The 17,867-nt window shown below is 63.8% G+C and carries 16 protein-coding genes and 1 pseudogene; 10 read left to right on the forward strand and 7 right to left on the reverse strand.

Annotation, left to right across the window (positions count from 1 at the left end; translation table 11 throughout):
- Positions 1–16 precede the first annotated feature (16 nt).
- The 3 genes and pseudogenes from OZ411_RS06280 to OZ411_RS06290 form a co-directional block, all read right to left on the reverse strand.
- Positions 17–991, reverse strand: a complete 975-nt coding sequence (locus OZ411_RS06280; protein ID WP_282527219.1) for an NADPH:quinone oxidoreductase family protein — start codon at positions 989–991, stop codon at positions 17–19.
- Positions 991–1,602 carry a 2-hydroxychromene-2-carboxylate isomerase gene (locus OZ411_RS06285; protein WP_282527269.1) on the reverse strand — a complete coding sequence of 204 codons (612 nt, stop codon included), beginning with the start codon at positions 1,600–1,602 and terminating at the stop codon, positions 991–993. Before OZ411_RS06285 ends, OZ411_RS06280 begins: the two co-directional genes overlap by 1 nt.
- 156 nt (positions 1,603–1,758) lie before the next feature.
- Positions 1,759–2,457, reverse strand: a pseudogene (locus tag OZ411_RS06290) (glutathione S-transferase N-terminal domain-containing protein); the annotation flags it as partial.
- A 100-nt stretch (positions 2,458–2,557) separates the two neighbouring features.
- Here OZ411_RS06290 and OZ411_RS06295 point away from each other — a divergent pair.
- Positions 2,558–3,580 carry a methionine synthase gene (locus OZ411_RS06295; RefSeq protein ID WP_282527220.1) on the forward strand — a complete coding sequence of 341 codons (1,023 nt, stop codon included), beginning with the start codon at positions 2,558–2,560 and terminating at the stop codon, positions 3,578–3,580.
- A 74-nt stretch (positions 3,581–3,654) separates the two neighbouring features.
- Here the strand turns inward: OZ411_RS06295 and OZ411_RS06300 are convergent, their stop codons facing one another.
- The 4 genes from OZ411_RS06300 to OZ411_RS06315 all read right to left on the reverse strand — a co-directional run bounded on the left by OZ411_RS06300 (position 3,655) and on the right by OZ411_RS06315 (position 5,994).
- On the reverse strand, positions 3,655–4,299 hold the full coding sequence (locus OZ411_RS06300; RefSeq protein WP_282527221.1) for a hypothetical protein: 645 nt from the start codon (positions 4,297–4,299) through the stop codon (positions 3,655–3,657).
- Between the two features lie 103 nt (positions 4,300–4,402).
- Complete coding sequence (gpt, locus tag OZ411_RS06305) at positions 4,403–4,924, reverse strand: xanthine phosphoribosyltransferase (protein WP_282527222.1); 522 nt, start codon at positions 4,922–4,924, stop codon at positions 4,403–4,405.
- A 23-nt stretch (positions 4,925–4,947) separates the two neighbouring features.
- Positions 4,948–5,223, reverse strand: coding sequence for a hypothetical protein (locus OZ411_RS06310; RefSeq protein WP_282527223.1), 276 nt, complete (start codon positions 5,221–5,223; stop codon positions 4,948–4,950).
- 33 nt (positions 5,224–5,256) lie between these two features.
- Complete coding sequence (locus tag OZ411_RS06315; RefSeq protein WP_282527224.1) at positions 5,257–5,994, reverse strand: molybdopterin-binding protein; 738 nt, start codon at positions 5,992–5,994, stop codon at positions 5,257–5,259.
- Positions 5,995–6,221: 227 nt separating this feature from the next.
- On the opposite strand from OZ411_RS06315, the gene OZ411_RS06320 reads away from it, so the two are divergent.
- From OZ411_RS06320 to OZ411_RS06360, 9 genes are all read left to right on the forward strand, one after another.
- Positions 6,222–7,643: a circularly permuted type 2 ATP-grasp protein gene (locus tag OZ411_RS06320; RefSeq protein WP_282527225.1), complete on the forward strand. Its 1,422-nt coding sequence runs from the start codon at positions 6,222–6,224 to the stop codon at positions 7,641–7,643.
- A gap of 16 nt (positions 7,644–7,659) precedes the next feature.
- Positions 7,660–8,604 (forward strand): alpha-E domain-containing protein, encoded by a 945-nt coding sequence (locus OZ411_RS06325; RefSeq protein WP_282527226.1) that lies wholly within the window; start codon positions 7,660–7,662, stop codon positions 8,602–8,604.
- Between the two features lie 148 nt (positions 8,605–8,752).
- Complete coding sequence (locus OZ411_RS06330; protein ID WP_282527227.1) at positions 8,753–9,598, forward strand: transglutaminase family protein; 846 nt, start codon at positions 8,753–8,755, stop codon at positions 9,596–9,598.
- Positions 9,599–10,096: 498 nt separating this feature from the next.
- Entirely contained in the window at positions 10,097–12,418 is a 2,322-nt protein-coding gene (locus OZ411_RS06335; protein ID WP_282527228.1) for a TonB-dependent siderophore receptor, read from the forward strand.
- A gap of 4 nt (positions 12,419–12,422) precedes the next feature.
- Positions 12,423–13,586: a PepSY-associated TM helix domain-containing protein gene (locus OZ411_RS06340; protein WP_282527229.1), complete on the forward strand. Its 1,164-nt coding sequence runs from the start codon at positions 12,423–12,425 to the stop codon at positions 13,584–13,586.
- 174 nt (positions 13,587–13,760) lie between these two features.
- Positions 13,761–14,975, forward strand: a complete 1,215-nt coding sequence (locus tag OZ411_RS06345; protein ID WP_282527230.1) for an acyl-CoA dehydrogenase family protein — start codon at positions 13,761–13,763, stop codon at positions 14,973–14,975.
- A 72-nt stretch (positions 14,976–15,047) separates the two neighbouring features.
- Positions 15,048–15,896: an alpha/beta hydrolase gene (locus OZ411_RS06350; protein WP_282527231.1), complete on the forward strand. Its 849-nt coding sequence runs from the start codon at positions 15,048–15,050 to the stop codon at positions 15,894–15,896.
- 270 nt (positions 15,897–16,166) lie between these two features.
- A complete protein-coding gene (locus tag OZ411_RS06355) occupies positions 16,167–16,928 on the forward strand; it encodes a proteasome-type protease (protein ID WP_130581799.1) in 762 nt (253 codons plus the stop codon).
- Between the two features lie 11 nt (positions 16,929–16,939).
- Entirely contained in the window at positions 16,940–17,698 is a 759-nt protein-coding gene (locus OZ411_RS06360) for an SDR family oxidoreductase (protein ID WP_282527232.1), read from the forward strand.
- Positions 17,699–17,867 lie beyond the last annotated feature (169 nt).

Genomic DNA, 17,867 nt, shown 5'->3' on the forward strand with positions numbered 1-17,867 from the left:
GCATGACAGAGAAGAATCACCCCATCATCAACGCCACGCGGCCGATCGCCTTGCGTTCCAGCAACAGGCGCATCGCTTTCGCTACATCCTCCAATGGCAGACGGTGCGAGATGTTCGGGCGCACCTTGCCGGCTTCCGCCCATTCGGTCAGCGCCTTGATGCGCACCTCGCCCAGCGCCGGATTGCGGCGCACGGCTTCGCCGGCACGGATGCCGAGCACGCTGGCGCCCTTGATCATCAACAGATTGGTGCGGGCAAGTCCGATGCCGCCGGTGAAGCCGATGACGAGCAGCCGCGCGCCCCAGTTGATGCAGCGCATCGAGTTCTCGAACACCTCGCCGCCGACCGGATCGAACACGACGTCGGCGCCGTTGCCATCCGTGATGCGTTTCACTGCATCGCGGAACGGCTCGCGCTCGTAGAGCACAAGATGGTCCGCTCCCCTCGCCTTCGCGATCGCAAGCTTCTCTTCGCTGGATGCGGCCGCGATCACGACGGCGCCGAGCAGCTTGCCGATCTCGACCGCGGCGAGGCCGACGCCGCCGCCGGCGCCATGCACCAGCAGCACCTCGCCGTGCCTGAGCTGGCCACGGTCGATCAGCGCGTGATAGGCCGTGCCATGCGCGGCGAGGAAGGTCGCTCCTTCAGCATAATCGAACGTCGACGGCATCCGCGTGAGCTGCGACGGCGCAGCCACCGCCTCGTCGCTGAAGGCGCCATGGCGCATCTTCACGATGACCTTGTCGCCAACCCTGACGTGACCTGCGTCATTCACCTCGACCACGTCGCCGGCGGCCTCCATGCCCGGCGTGAACGGCAATGGCGGCTTGAGCTGATACTCGCCCGCCGCCATCAGCACGTCGGGAAAGTTGATGCCCGCGGCGTGGATCGCGACGCGCACCTCGCCCGGCTTCAATGGTGCGGACGAAAATGTTTCCAGCCGCAAGCGCTCGGGCGGGCCGAGCTCGCGGCAGACGACGGCTCTCGGCATCAGGCTGCCCGCTCCTTCTTGCGCTCCAACGCCTCGCGGATCAGCGGCAAGCGGTCATTGCCGAAATACATGTCGGTCTTGTCGATGAAGATGGTCGGCGAGCCGAAGCCGCCGCGCGCCATCACTTCGTCAGTGTTGGCCTTGAGCTGGTCCTTGATCGCCTGCTCACTGACGCCGGCGAAGAATTTTGCCGGATCGATGCCGACCTTGTTGCAGATCTCGGTCAGCACCGCATCCTGCGAAATGTCCTTGTCGTCGCCCCAATAGGCCTCGAACACCGCGCGCGCGAATGGCAGCATCTTGTCGTTGCCGAGCCAGATGCAGCCGCGCATCGCCTTGACACTGTTCACGGGAAATACAGTCGGCGGCATCTTGATCGCAAGGCCAGCCGAGCGTGCCCAGTCGGAGAGGTCCTTCTTCATGTAGCGCGCCTTCAGCGGCACCGGCGTTTCACGCGAGGCATAGACGCTCGGATTGACGGTGTTGAAGATGCCGCCGACCAGGATCGGCCGCCAGGAAATCTCGGTGCCGAACTCCTTTGCCAGCGGCTGGATGTTGTGGAAGGCGAGATAGGTCCAGGGGCTGGAGCAGTCGAAGAAGAATTCGATCATGATGGCGTTTCCTGTTGTGATATCGCTTGTGTCCATTTTCGTCATTCCGGGATGCGCCGCAAGGCGCAGGCCCGGAATCCATTGATCCGCATACACCAACCGCGAAATGGATTCCGGGCTCGCGACTTCGTCGCGCCCCGGAACGACGGGTAGTGACTGCTTCCCCAACATCTCCTTGGCGCGCTGGCCGAACATGTTCTTGCGCGCGTCCTCGTCGAACGGTTCCTTGACGAACTTGCCGATCGCGAGCCCCGCCTGCACCTGCGGCCGGGCGCGCACCAGGGCGTACCAGCGCTTGATGTTCGGGTAGTCGTCGAGCGTAAAACCCTGCGCCTTGTGGGTCATGGTCCAGGGAAAGCAGGCGATGTCGGCGATCGAATAGTCGCCGGCGATGTAGGCGCCGGTCTTGCCGAGCTGACGGTCGAGCACGCCATAGAGCCGCGCCGCCTCGTCGCGGTAGCGCTCGATCGCATAGGGGATCTTTTCGGCGGCGTAGAGCGCGAAATGGCCGTGCTGGCCGAGCATCGGCCCGAGCCCGCCCATCTGCCACATCACCCACTGGATGACCCCCGAGCGGCCGCGCATATCCGTGGGCAGGAAGCGGCCGGTCTTCTCCGCCAGGTAGATCAGGATCGCGCCGGTCTCGAACACCGAGAACGGCTCGCCGCCGTCGGCGGGCGCATGGTCGACGATCGCCGGAATCCGGTTGTTCGGGCTGATCGCCAGAAATTCCGGGCGAAACTGCTCGCCGGCGCGGATATTGACGGGGATGACCTGATAGGGAAGCCCGAGTTCCTCCAGCATGATCGAGATCTTCCAGCCGTTCGGCGTCGGCGCGTAGTGGAGGTCGATCATGGTTTCCCCAAAGGTCCCGTCATAAAGACGTTTGTTGTTCTGTACCTCGATCATAAGACATGGCAGACAGGCGCTCAATCCGAACCGAGGGAGGCCAGACATGCTGTTTCCGACCACGATCGCAGGCTCCTTGCCGAAACCGGAATGGCTGGCCGAACCCAACACGCTGTGGGCGCCGTGGAAGTCGCAAGGCGACGAGCTTGTGCGCGCCAAGCGCGACGCCACCCTGCTGGCGCTCAAGCTGCAGGAAGATGCCGGAATCGATCTCGTCACCGAGGGCGAGCAGGCGCGCCAGCATTTCGTCCACGGCTTCCTGGAAAAGGTCGAGGGCATCGATTTCGCCCACAAGGTCGAGATGGGCATCCGCAAGGACCGCTATAAGGCCATGGTGCCGCAGGTGGTCGCGCCGCTGCAGCTCAAGGGCCGTGTCCATGCCGATGAAGCCAGCGTCGCCCGCACCCACACGACGCGCAAGCTCAAATTCACCCTGCCCGGCCCGATGACCATCATCGACACCATCGCCGACAAATATTACGGCGACCGGGTCAAGATGGCCTTCGCCTTTGCCGAGCTCCTGAATGAGGAGGCGAAGGCGCTGCAAGCCGATGGCGTCGACATGATCCAGTTCGACGAGCCCGCCTTCAATGTCTACATGGACGAGGTCCGCGACTGGGGCATCAAGGCGCTGGAGCGCGCCGCCGAGGGACTGACCTGCGAGACCGCCGTGCACATCTGCTACGGCTACGGCATCAAGGCCAATACCGACTGGAAGGAGACGCTGGGCAGCGAGTGGCGGCAATATGAGGAGACCTTTCCTGTGATCGACAAGAGCGCGATCCAGCAGGTCGCGATCGAATGCCGCAACTCGAAGGTGCCGATCGAACTGCTCGCGCTGCTGCCGGGCAAGATCGTCCAGGCCGGCGTGATCGATGTCGCAAGCGACGTGGTCGAGACCGCGGAAGACGTGGTCGCGGTGATCGAGGCGGTCGCGAAATTCGTGCCGAAGAGCAACATCGTCGCCACGACCAATTGCGGCATGGCGCCGATGCGGCGCGACATCGCGGAAGCCAAGCTGATGGCGCTCGGCGCAGGCGCCAAGCTGGCGCGGCAGCGGCTCGGCTGATGCAGCCCCGTAGCCCGGGTGAAGCGCCAGCGTAACCCCGGAACGCTCGTAGACGCGGACGCGGCTGTCCCGGGTTACGCGTTCCGCTCCACCCGGGCTACGGGTTGTGTCGCGCTCGGATGCAGCACGGGCTGATAGCCGGCGGCGAAGGCACGAACCGTCGATGGCGGCGTCAGCAGCAGCGCAGCATCCGTATCGATGTTGCCGCGCGCGTAGCCCGCAAACGACCAGCGCAGCGGCGCGCCGCTCACGACCAGATAGCTCTCCTCACCGGCCTGCACCATTGCGCCGTCGGGGAGTTTCGCGAGCGGCGTCGGCAGCGGATGCAGCCGCTTCCGGCCGCGGTCGAGGCGCTCACGGTGCAGCACGGCGTCGATCTCGAACGCGTGGATGTCTTTCGCGCCATTGCCCTGCTCCCACGCGGCGCGAAACCGGTTGGCATCATCGCGGCGGCAGAAGAAGCATGGGCGATGGCCGGCCGCAAACGCAGTCGCTTCATCGAGAAAGAACAATTCGGTCCAGCTTCGCCCGCCCATCACCTTGCGGCGCCGGCCGCGGAATTCGCACACGCATGTCAGCCACGCCGGGCTTGACCAGCGCTTTTTCAGGAGTGTCCTGGTGGCGGGATCATGGATGATGCCGCGGTTGCCGGTGAACAACCCGCGGTGCGGCGTGGTGACGATCTCGCCCGTTGGGGTGACGCGGTTCTGCAGGGGCATTGGAGCGCTCACGATACCGCAATCATTTCTGGTGGCGAATGGCGAGTAGCGAATGGCGAATAGTCCCCCTATTCGCCATTCCCCATTCGCTATTCGCCTTCCATCACGCCGCGCCGTCGCGGATCGGAGGTTGGAACGAGAGCGCGGTGTCCCAGGGGAAGAAGATCCAGGTGTCCTGCGACACCTCGGTGATGAAGGTGTCCACCAGCGGCCGGCCCTTCGGCTTGGCGTAGACGGTGGCGAAATGGGCGTCGGGCAGCATCTCGCGCACCATCTTGCCGGTCTTGCCGGTGTCGACGAGATCGTCGACGATCAGGAGCCCCTTGCCGGTGCCATTGCCGAGCTTGGCGGTTGTTTCCGAAATGCCCTTCAGAACCTGAAGGTCGCCCTGCTTGGTGTGGTCGTAGCTTGCGATGCAGACGGTGTCGATCACGCGCACGCCGAGTTCGCGCGCCACGATCGCCGCCGGAACCAGGCCGCCGCGGGTGATCGCGATCACCGCCTTGAACGGCCCGACCTCATTGAGCCGCCAGGTCAGTGCCCGGCAGTCCCGGTGGAACTGGTCCCAGGACACCGGGAAGGCCTTGCCTGCCCGTTCCTGCGCGCTCAGTGCGTCCCCTGTCATCGGGTCCTCCTATGTCTTCGGATCTAGGCGCGATTGTCGATCGCGGTATTACGTCTCCTGGCGATCAACAACACGATCAAATCGAATGCTGCCACGATCAGCCAAGTGAGCATGAGAGGGACGGTCAAGAAATGCAGAGCAACGCTTACCAGAAACAATCCAGCTGCCTTGCTGCCGCATCCCTCCCATTTTAAATCAATCACGACGCAGCCGCCGAACCAAGCGTGGATCGCAAAACCGGCTACAACAAGTGAAGGCAGGAGGAGAACGACAAGGAAAATCCTGCGAACCCATATCATCGCCTTGCACCGCTCGATCGCCGGATCGGCCGACTACCTGACCACGTTGAGTCCTGCCAGCATCTCCTTCACTGCGCCCATTGCGGCGGCGAGCTTGTCCGGGTCGCGGGAGCGGACGACCAGATTGGTGTTCGGCCGCTGCTCTTCGTCCATGAACGGATAGCTGCCGATGATGGTGTCGGGATGGGCGATGGCGATCTCCCTTAAGGGCCCGCCGATGTCGCCTTCCCGCGCGTTGGCGCGGACCGAATCGGACAGCATCCGCACGCCCGATTTCAGCCTCGGCGCGACGATATCCATCATCGCTTGCATGATGGTCGGGATGCCCGCCATCACGACGACATTGCCGAGCTTGAAGCCGGGCGCGAGGATGGTCGCGCTCTGGATCAGTTCGGCGCCATCAGGGATGCGTGCCATGCGCAGCCGCGCCTCGTTCAGGTCCTGGTCGCTCCAGCGCTCGCGGAAGCGCGCCACCACCTCCGGATGGTGATCGATGCCGACGCCGAACGCCTTTGCCACGGCGTCGGCGGTGATGTCGTCATGGGTCGGGCCGATGCCGCCGGTGGTGAAGACGTAGCTATAGCGATGGCGCAGCGCATTCAGGGCTGCGACAATATCGTCCTCGTCGTCGGCGACGACGCGCACTTCCTTCAGGTCGATGCCGATATTGGTCAGGTATTCGGCGATGAAGCCGATATTCTTGTCCTTGGTCCGGCCGGACAGGATCTCGTCGCCGATCACCAGAAGGCCCGCCGTGACGATCTCGCTCATGGTCTCTTCCTCACCCTTTTCCGCCCCCGGGCCCCGCCGACGCAGCGCCTTGAAGTCGCGGGTCTTTGCTGCCGAAATAAGCAGGTGGCAGCCGGTTTTTCGAGCAGCCCCTTGAGACACCCATACCAAATGTCGCCAGCCAATGCATATCCCGCTGGCCCGCCCCTTGCTACCATCCCGTCAAGTCATGCACTGTGGCGTATGGCTTCGGAGGACGTTCGGGATTTATGGCAGTTGCATTCGATGAGATGAACGGCCAGGGCGGCGCCGAAATCCGCCAGGCCTACCAGGAGCTCTCCCGCTGGTTGTCGGAGACGCCGCCGGATGCGCTGGAATATCGCCGCCAGGAGGCGGAGCTCCTGTTCCGCCGGATCGGCATCACCTTTGCGGTCTATGGCGATGCCGAAGCCCAGGAGCGGCTGATCCCCTTCGACGTGATCCCCCGCATCCTGTCGGCCAAGGAATGGACGCTCCTGGAAAAGGGGCTGAAGCAGCGCGTGCTCGCCCTCAACATGTTCCTGCGCGACATCTATCACGGCCGCGACATCCTGCGCGCCAACATCATCCCGGAAGACATGATCTTCCAGAATCCGGTGTTCCGCCCGGAGATGAACGGCCAGGACGTGCCGCACGATGTGTATGTGCATATCGCCGGCATCGACATCATCCGGACCGATCCGGAAAACTTCATCGTATTGGAGGACAACGCGCGCACGCCCTCGGGCGTGTCCTACATGCTGGAAAACCGCGAGATCATGATGCGGCTGTTTCCGGACCTGTTCGCCCGTCACCGTGTCGCGCCGGTGGAGCGCTATCCGGACGAGCTGTTGGCGGCGCTGCGCTCGGTCGCGCCGCGTGGTGCCGCGGCCGAGCCGACGGTGGCGCTGATGACGCCCGGCATCTACAACTCAGCCTATTACGAACATTCTTTCCTCGCCGACAAGCTCGGCATCGAACTCGTCGAAGGGCGCGACCTCATCGTCAAGAACGATGAAGTCTTCATGCGCACGACCGAGGGGCTGAAACGCGTCGACGTGATCTACCGCCGCGTCGATGACGATTTCCTCGACCCCCTCACCTTCCGCCCGGACTCCGCGCTCGGCGTGCCCGGGCTGATGTCGGCCTATGCCGCCGGCAATATCACGCTCGCCAATGCGGTCGGGACCGGGATCGCCGACGACAAGGCGATCTATTCCTACATGCCCGACATCGTGAAATTCTATCTCTCCGAAGAGCCGATCCTGAAGAACGTGCAGACCTGGCGCTGCCGCGAGCCGCAGGATCTTGCCTATGTGCTCGACCATCTCGACGACCTCGTCGTGAAGGAAGTGCACGGCTCCGGCGGCTACGGCATGCTGATCGGGCCGGCCGCGACGAAAGCAACCATCGAGGCGTTCCGCGACAAGCTCAAGCGCGAGCCCGAAGGCTTCATCGCCCAGCCGACATTGGCGCTGTCGACCTGCCCCACCTGCTCCGAAAAAGGGCTGGCGCCGCGCCATGTCGATCTGCGCCCGTTCGTGCTGACCGGCAGCGAGCGCGTCACCATCGTGCCGGGCGGGCTGACGCGGGTGGCGCTGAAGGAAGGCTCGCTCGTGGTCAATTCCAGCCAGGGCGGCGGCACCAAGGACACCTGGATATTGGACGAGTAGAGGGTTTAGCTTTCGCATGCTGTCGCGCACCGCCGAAAACCTGTACTGGCTCGCCCGCTATGTCGAGCGCGCGGAATATCTCGCGCGCACCATCGACGCCACCTTGCGCGTCACGGCGCTGCCGGCCGCCTATATCGGCAAGACCAACGAATGGGATTCGGCGCTGATGACCGCCGGCGTCGGCCAGAGTTTTTACAACCACTACCAGGAAGCCAACGAGGCGAACGTCGTCGAATATCTGTCGTTCGCATCAGACAATCCTTCCTCGATCAAGAACTGCATCGAGGCGGCCCGGCTCAATGCGCGCTCGGTGCGGACAGCGCTGACCAGCGAGATGTGGGACACCATCAATGCCGCCTGGATCGAGCTGCAGGCGGTCTGGTCCAAGGGCACCGGAAGTCGAGAGGATCTGGCAAAGTTCCTGCGCTTCGTGCAGGAGACATCGCTGCGTTTCGACGGCTCGGCCTATCGGACCATGCTGCGCAATGATGCCTATTGGTTCTCGCGGCTGGGCGTGCATCTGGAGCGCGCCGACAACACCGCGCGCATTCTCGACGTGAAATATCACGTGCTGCTGCCCGAGGAGGAGCATATCGGCGGCCCGCTCGACTATTACCAGTGGACCTCGATCCTGCGCTCGGTGTCGGCGCTGACGGCCTATCACTGGGTCTATCGCGAGACGCTCAAGCCCTGGCTGATCGCCGACCTGTTGATCCTCAACGACACGCTGCCGCGGTCGCTGGCGAGCTGCTACGGCAACCTGGTGCGCAACCTCGACCAGATCGGCGTCGCCTATGGCCGCCAGGGTGCCGCCCAGCGCCACGCCCGCGGCATCCGCAACAGGCTCGAGCACAGCCATATGGACGATATCTTCCAGCACGGCGTGCATGAATTCATCCAGGAGTTCATCGCAGACAATTCACGCCTGGGTGAGATCATAACGAGGCAATATCTGATTTAATGGGCTAAGATGCCCGCAGCCACACGCCCGCCCGTCATGGCCGGGCTTGTCCCGGCCATCCACGTCTTGCTATGCCGGCCAAGTGATGAGGACGTGGATGCCCGGGACAAGCCCGGGCATGACGATCCCAACCTGATGTTGGTACGCCATGCGCCTGCGAATTGCCCACACCACGACCTATCGCTACGAGCCCCAGGCTTCCGGCGTGATCCAGATCCTCCGGATGACGCCGACGAGCCATGACGGTCAGTACGTCGCGGACTGGCAGATCGACGTCTCGACCGACAGCAGGCTCGACACGCATGAGGATGCGTTCGGCAATGTCACGCATGTGCTGACCCACGGCCCGCTCGCCGACCTCACCATCCATTGCGAGGGGCAGATCGAGACCCACGACACCGGCGGCGTGCTGCGCGGCACCGACGAGCGCTTTCCGCCAAGCCTGTTCCTGCGCCCGACCGCGCTCACCGAGGTCAATCCGGCGATGGCCGCCCTCACCCGCGAGTTGCGCTCGGAGGCCGATGGCGATGTGCTCGGGTTCCTGCATGCGCTGATGGTGCAAATCTACGAGGGCTTGGCGTTCGACGAGGACCCGACCAACAGCGGCACCACGGCGGCGGAAGCGTTCGCGCTGAAGCGCGGCGTGTGCCAGGACTACGCGCATATCTTCATCACCTGCGCGCGCTCCGGCGGCGTGCCGGCCCGCTTCGTCTCCGGCCACTTCTTCCGTTCCGACGGCACGGTCAACCAGGCCGCCGGCCATGCCTGGGCGGAAGCCTATGTGCCTGGTCTCGGCTGGATTGGCTTCGATGCCGCCAACGGCATCTGCACCACCGATGCCCACGCCCGCGTCGCCGTCGGTCTCGACTATCTCGGCGCCGCCCCGGTGCGCGGCACCCGTTATGGCGGCGGCACCGAGACGCTCACCGTCGCAGTCAAGGTCGAGCAGGCCGGCCGTCCCGGCCAATGGCAATCGCAATCGCAGTCGCAGTGAGAGACGCAGGCAGGGCCTCATCGATTCGCGCATCGTTGAACTACTCTCGCGCGACCAAGATTTCCCGCGATAGCTACCAACTATTCCCAACCAGATAGTTGAAATGGGCATAGCGATACCTGCAAGGCAGCAAAGTGTTGCGGTCAATTTGCAACAGCTTGCGGCATTTCAGCGCGATTGTATCTCGTCTGATGTTCTCGCGTGCGAGTACGTGTGTGCCAGATTCAAAAGCATCGCCGATCAGTTAGCCGATATATTCGAAGCCTTCTAAGAATCATCCCGCATCCGGTTTCGAAAGATTCAAAAGCGCGACAACTCGACGCGGACAGTGTCGACACCTAAGACGCGTGCGGGTGCGAACGTCGCGTGAGGTCAAGGATCAACTCCGCCAGCGCAGCGATCGCCGGATGGGGCACTGACATGCATTGGACTGCACACGATCTCGCACGTCGTGTTATTTTGTTTTCGCAATTTAACGTATTCAATGGTTCTGCAAGCATGCTGGCGCTCGGCGCCCTGCTGCTCTCGGGTTCGCCCGTGGACGCGCAGACCGCCGGCCAATCCGGAGCGTCTCCATTGCCGCCCGTGACGGTCGATGCGCCGACGCGCCCGCAGCGCGCGGCACCGCAACGCAGGGCGGCCGCTTCGCGGAGTGGAGCGAGCCAGCGCCGCGACCGGCAAGCCGCCAATCCTTCGGCGCAATCGCAGTCAAGGCCTGCGACGGTCTCAACCGCGGAGCGCGTCAACGCCGGCACCAACGGCTTCGTCGCAAGCCGGGCCTCGGGCGCCACCAAGACCGACGCGCCGATCATGTCGACGCCGGGCTCGGTCGCCGTGATCACCCGTAGCGAGATGGATGTTCGCCAGGCGCAGAGCATCCGCGATCTCCTGCGCTACGCGCCCGGCATCTATTTCAGCAACGATACCGACTTCCGCTACCAGCAAGCTAACGCACGCGGATTCGCCGTCGAGCAATATCTGGACGGCCTGCGCCTGCAGGGCGGGCCGTTCGGCGCGCCGCGCATCGATCCCTATCTGCTCGAGCGCGCCGAACTCATCACCGGCCCGGCGTCGATCCTTTACGGCGCGGCTTCGCCCGGCGGCATCCTCAACCTCGTCAGCAAGCGCCCGACCGAAAATCCCTTCGGCGAGGTCCAGCTGCAAACCGGCACGTTCGACCGCATCCAGGGCGCGTTCGACGTCGGCGGCCCCGTGGACAAGGAAAAGACCCTGCTCTACCGCGTCACCGGCATCGGACTTAGCGCCAACACCCAGGTCGACAATATCGGCGAGGAGAAATACGCGATCGCGCCGGCCTGGACCTGGCGGCCGGATATCGACACCACCATCACCTTCCTCACGAGCTATCGGCAGGACCCGAAGGGCGGCGCCTTTGCGCTGCTGCCGATCCAGGGCACGCTGGTGCCGGGCACCTATGGGCAAATTCCCCGGAACTTCTTCGCCGGCGACTTCAACTATGAGAGCCTGAAATACAAGCAGGCGACCATCGGCTACGAATTCGAGCACCGCTTCGACGACATCTTCACGGTGCGCCAGAACGTGCGCTATCTGCACAACGAGCTCAATTACATCGAGGTGCAGCCCAGCGCCTTCACAACAACGGGCGCCGGCCCCACCCTCCGCCTGGCCGACGGCCGCACCATCAGGCGAAACTATTTCTCCACCAACGAAAACCTCAACACCTTCGCGGCAGACAACCAACTGCAGGCCAAGTTCAACATGGGCTCGCTGCAGCACACCGTGCTCGCGGGCTTCGACTATCAGCGTTTCGACTTCAATAATCTGGCACGCTTCGCCCCCACCAACACGCTCGACATCGTTGCGCCAAACTACACCCAGAACATCGCGGTCCCGACATCGGCGTTCCAGAACCTGGACCAGCACCTCGAGCAGCGCGGGGTCTATGTGCAGGACGAGGCGAAGCTCGGCAAGCTGACCGTGCTCGGCGGCATCCGCTACGACTGGGCCGAAGGTAATACGCTCAATCTCGGCACCCGCGTCCTCAACAATGACGAGAAGTCGAGCGGCCGCATCGGCGCGATCTACAATTTTGACGTCGGGGTTGCTCCTTACGTCAGCTATTCGACCTCGTTCCAGCCGACCAGCGTGGGTGTGCTGTCCAACGGCCAGCCCTATAAGCCGACCACGGGCGAGCAGGTCGAGGTCGGCGTCAAGTACCAGCCGGTGGGCTACAACCTGATATTCACCGCCGCGGTCTACGATCTGAAGCAGCAGAACGTGGTGAGCGCGATTGCCGGCCCCGGCATCCCGCCCAACTCCACCGCCCAGGTCGGCGAGGTCACCTCGCGAGGCTTCGAGGGATCGGTGGTCGGAAGCCCCCTGCCCGGCTTGAGCCTGCGCGGGCAATACTCCTACCTCGACAACCGGATCACCGCGCCACTGGACGTCGACTACGGCAAGGTGCTCGCCAATACGCCGATGCACACGGCCTCGCTGTGGGCCAACTACGTGGTGCAGAATGGTCCGGCGGTCGGCTTCGGCTTCGGCGGCGGTGTCCGCTACATGAGCGACATGTACACGACCAACGCCAACAATCTCACCGTGCCGACCATCGTCGCAAACAGCCCCCTGCTGGCCAACATCATTCCCGCCAGCACGACCTTTGACGCGGCGCTATCCTATGATTTCGGGATGCGGTTCAATGAGCTGAAGGGGTTGAGCGCGGCGCTGAACGTCAACAACGTGTTCGACCGTAGCTACGTCTCGCTCTGCACGGCGGGCGGTTGCCGCTGGGCGGTCGGCCGCACGGTGTTGGCAACAATGACCTACCGATGGTGATGGGATGACCGCGCAGTCCGTGAAATGGTGGTCGCTGGTCCATAAATGGACCAGCCTTGTCTGCACGCTGTTCATGCTGATGCTGTGCATCACGGGTCTGCCGCTGATCTTTCACGATGAGATCGACGACCTTTTTAAGCCGGAGATCGCCGCGCGCGAACTTCCACCCGATACCCCGGAAGCCTCGCTGAGCAGGCTGATTGACGCGGCAAAGGCGCGCCATCCGGAACGCTACGTCCAAATCCTGAACTGGGACGACGACCACGCCAATGTCGTCAACGTCTTCCTGTCGCAGACGCCGGTGCCACCGCCGGGACAGCGCTTCTTGAAGCTGTCCTTCGATTCGCGGACCGCCGAGATCCTCGGGGAAGACGCGCAGCAAGGCGGGCTGATGCGGACCATCCGCATCTTCCACCGCGACATGCTGATGGGACTGCCGGGCGAGTTGTTCCTCGGCGTCATGGGCCTGTTGTTCGTGGTCGCCGTCGTCTCCGGCGTCATGCTCTACGCGCCCTTCATGCGCCGGCTCGATTTCGGCGAGGTGCGACGCGCCCGCGCGCGGCGGACCAAATGGCTCGACCTGCACAATCTGATCGGCGCGGTGACGCTGGTGTGGGCGTTCGCCGTCGGCTTCACCGGCGTCATCAATACGATATCACTGCCGCTGTTCAACGCCTGGCGTGCGCAGGTGATGCCGGAATTGATCGCGCCGTATCTCGGCAAGCCGCCGCTCTTGAAATTCGCTTCCATCGATGACGTCGTTGCCACCGCGCGCCAGGCGCTCGGCGACAACACGCCCGTCAGCCTCGTGCTGCCGACCGAAGCGCCGTTCGGCACGCCGCGCCACTTCATCGTCTGGACCAAGGGATCGACGCCGATCACCTCGCGCTTGTTCACGCCGGTGCTGGTCGATGCAGAGACCGCGCAACTCGTCACCGCGAAGGGATTGCCGTGGTACTTGCGGACACTGCAGGTGTCGCGCCCGCTGCATTTCGGCGATTACGGCGGCCTGCCGCTCAAGATCATCTGGGCGCTGCTCGATCTCGCCACCATTGTCGTGCTCGCGAGCGGCATCTATCTCTGGCTCGGCAAGCGCAGGCCGGCTGGTGCGGCAAGGCAAGCTCCATCCTCGCCGGCCGCCGCGGCGGCATCGCTGGCGGGTTCGTGAATCGTCTCCGGCGGAGCGTCGACCGCGCTGATCGAGATCGCCGCACGCCCCACTCGCGGAAACGTTAGCGCCGCGTTACAGCCGTAATCCAGAGCGACCTCGCTGAAACCATGCGGTAGCGCCGCGTCTCCATTCTCTCGTGCGACACCTTTACCGCAAGAGAGGTCGAGACAAATGCTCCATCAAGACCAATTTCGTGACCTTCGTACCCTGACGGCGCCGGACAGCAACAAGACCGTGCTGGCCGGCATCCGGAACCTGACTCCCGAGATCACGGCTCGCGCCGCCGAGATCGAAGCTGCCCGCCGCATTCCGCCCGACCTGGTCGATCGGCTCAAATCGATCGGCATCTTTCGGCTGTTCGTGCCGAGGGGCTATGGCGGAATGGAACTTGCCTTGCCGGAAGGGTTGGAGGTCATCCGGGCTCTGGCCCGGCTTGACGGTTCGATCGGGTGGATCGCGATGGTGGCTGGCGGGGGCAGTCTTTTCGCGACCTGGGGAGCACGTGAAACCTACGAGCGCATCTATCGGAACGGACCGGACGTACCCATCTGCGGATCCGCGCAGCCGGCTGGAACGGCCGAGCCTAGGGCGGGCGGCTTCCGGGTGAGCGGCCGATGGCCATTCGCGAGCGGCTGCAAGCACGCAGAGTGGATGGCTGGGTTCTGCATCATGACCGACGAAAACGGCAAACCGCTCGCCGGTCCGCACGGGCAGCCGGTGGTTCGCGGCTTTGCGTTGCCGGCGCAGAACTGGGAAATCGAGGATACCTGGCATGCGGCCGGTCTGAAGGGAACCGGCAGCCATCACATTGTGCTGCGCGATGTACTGGTTCCCGAGGCCAACTTCTTCGATGTCGAACGCGGCATGCCTTGCGTGCCGGGTCCGCTCTATCCGGCGGTCAGGCAATTGGTGCCGATATTTCACGGTGCGGTCGCCGTCGGCATAGCTGAAGGCGCCGTCGACGAATTGGTGGCGCTGGCCCATACGGGACGGCAGCAGTTCCGGGCAATCACGCCGATGCGCGACTCCGAGATATTCCAGTTCGAGCTTGGCCGCATTTCCGCTGATGTCAGGGCAGCGCAGGCCTTTTGCGAGGCGCAGACCGCAAGCCTTTGGCACCACGCTTTGGCGGGAACGCTGAACGACGAAGGCCTTGTTGTCGAGAGCACGCAGGCCGCGACTTGGATCGCCGCCACCTGCGTTCGGATAGTCGACGCGTGTTTCGCGCTTGCCGGAAGCAGCGCGGTCTATGAGACTTCGCCGCTGCAGCGGCGCCTGCGCGACGCGCACGTCGCCGCGCAGCACGCCGCTGTGCAACAACGGCAGTATGTTGCTGGCGGCAAACTGCTCCTTGCAGGCTCGGCGCAGGATGCCGGACAGGCATGATGATGATAGGCTACGCTAAACCATATTTGCCGTCACCATCTGGCTGAAGGGCCCCGGGAGCGCGCATCGATCATGAATCTGAATCGACGTCACTTCGTCATCGCCGCTCTCGCCAGTCTGGCGTCGCTCGACCGCGCCGCCGCAGTCGAGCGATGGCAGACCCTGCCGGCGACACCGGCACCAGTTGCCGGGCGCAGCGCGCAAGCGCAGGTGAACGGTATCAGCCTGTATTACGCCGAACTCGGCGAAGGAAGCCCGGTGGTCTTTCTCCATGGCGGGCTTTCCAATTCCGATTACTTCGGCCTGCAGGTGCCGGAGGTCGCGCGCAGGCATCGCGTCATTCTGGTCGACAGCCGCGGCCATGGCCGCAGCACGCGCAACGCGCAGCCGTTCGGATACGACCTGATGACGGATGATGTCGTCGCGCTGCTCGATCACCTGCAGATCCCGCGCGCGGCGATCGTCGGCTGGAGCGACGGCGCCATCATCGGATTGGATATGGCGATGCGCCATCCCGATCGGGTCAGTCGCGTGTTTGCGTTCGGCGCCAACACCCAGACGTCAGGCTTGAAGCCGGACGTCGACAAGGACCCGACCTTCGCGCAGTTCATCGCGCGCGCAAAGACCGAGTATGAGCGCCTCTCGCCGACGCCTGGGGAATTCGACCAGTTCCTGCACCAGATCGAGAAGATGTGGGAGACCCAGCCGAACTGGACCGACGAGCAGTTGCGCGCGATCCGCACCCCCGTGCTGATCGCGGACGGCCAGTATGACGAGGGCATCAAGCGCGAGCATACCGAATACATGGCCGCGACCATTCCCGGCGCCGGCCTGCTCATCCTTCCCAATGTCAGCCACTTCGCGTTCCTGCAGGATCCTGCGCTGTTCAACGCGGCGCTGCTGGATTTTCTGGAAGGCTAGCGCGACGTCCTCACCTCCCCTGGGGAGGTCGGATCGCATCGCCAGATGCGATCCGGGTGAGGGCTCTCTCCCCACGGAAAGTCCCATCGTGGAGACACCCTCACCCCCGGCCCTCCCGGAGCGAGCTTTGCTCGTCTCTCCCGCAAGCGGGAGAGGGAGAGCAGCTTCCATCGCGGAGGCAATGCCGTTCCCTGGGGAATTGGGGTTGGATCACATCCCGAAATTGGCTACTAGTTTGGCGCCGAGACGTTCGGACTTTCGGGGACGGAAATGACCTATTGCTGCGGAATCCTGGTGCGCGATGGCCTCGTCATGATCGCCGACACCCGCACCAATGCCGGTCTCGACAACGTCTCGACCTTCCGCAAATTGCACATCTTCTCCCAGCCCGGCGAACGGATCATGGCGATCGCCAGCGCCGGCAATCTCGCCATCAGCCAGTCGGTGCTGTCGACGCTGACGGAAGGCATGGAAGACCCTGAAACCGGAGAGGTCGAGACGCTCCTGAACGCGCCGACCATGTTCCAGGCCGCGCAGCGCATCGGCCGTGCCATCCGCGCAGTGCACGCGACCGAAGGCGAGGCGCTGAGGTCGGAAGACGTCTCTTTCGATGTCTCGTTCTTGTTCGGCGGCCAGATCAAGGGCTCGCGGATGCGGTTGTTCATGATCTACACTGCCGGTAACTTCATCGAATGCACCACCGACACGCCCTACCTGCAGATCGGCGAACACAAATACGGCAAGCCGGTGCTCGACCGCGCCATGCACTACGATGTCGAGCTCTATGAGGCGCTGAAGACCGGATTGATCTCGATGGATTCGACGATGCGCTCCAACCTCGGCGTCGGACTGCCGATCGACGTGCTGGTGGTGCGCAACGACGCCTGCGAGGCCGACCTCAATCACCGGATCGAGGCGGGCGAACCCTATTTCCACGATCTCCGCTCGCGCTGGTCGGCGGCGCTCCGCGCGGCGCATCGGAATATCCCGAGACCGCCGTACAAGACCGAAACTGAATCCAAGAAACAATAAGGAAGGAAACGATGGCCGAAGCAGGAAAGAGAATAGCTGTGGTTACCGGAGCCGGCACCGGCGTCGGACGCGCGGCATCGCTGGCGCTGATCAATGCCGGCTTCACCGTGGTGCTGGCCGGCCGTCGGCTGGACATGCTGCAGGAGACGCAGAAGCTCGGCGGCGATGCCAGCAAGAGCCTGTGCGTGCCGGCGGACATGACCGATCCCGCCTCGATCGCGGCCCTGTTCGCCAAGGTGACGGACACCTATGGCCGGCTCGACCTGCTCTTCAACAATGCAGGCATGGGCGCGCCGCCGGTGAACTTCGAGGATTTGCCGCTGGCGCAGTGGCAGGCGGTGCTGAACACCAACCTCACCGGCCCGTTCCTGTGCACCCAGCACGCCTTCCGCATCATGAAGGACCAGACCCCGCGCGGCGGGCGCATCATCAACAACGGCTCGATCTCCGCGCACGCGCCGCGGCCGTTCTCCGCCGCCTACACCGCGACCAAACACGCGATCACCGGCCTGACCAAGGCGTCCAATCTCGATGGCCGCATGTACGACATCGCGGTCGGCCAGATCGACATCGGCAATGCCGCGACCCCAATGACCGACCGCATGGTCGACGGCGTGCTGCAGCCCGACGGCCGCAAGATGCCGGAGCCGCGGATGGACGCGAAGGCGGTCGGCGATGCCGTGGCCTACATGGCCAACCTGCCGCTCGACGCCAACGTGCTGTTCATGACGGTAATGGCAAGCAAGATGCCGTTTGTGGGGCGGGGTTAAGCGCCCCCGCTCTCACCGTCATTGCGAGCGAAGCGAAGCAATCCACCTCTCCACTCGCGGAGACAGTGGATTGCTTCGTCGCTTTGCTCCTCGCAATGACGGTGGCGGAAGCGGCGTCCACAGAAACAACATCCAGAACAAAGGAAGTTCACCGCACCCGAACGGAGCG

The organism is Bradyrhizobium sp. Arg237L (genome assembly GCF_029990105.1).
Classification (GTDB): domain Bacteria; phylum Pseudomonadota; class Alphaproteobacteria; order Rhizobiales; family Xanthobacteraceae; genus Bradyrhizobium.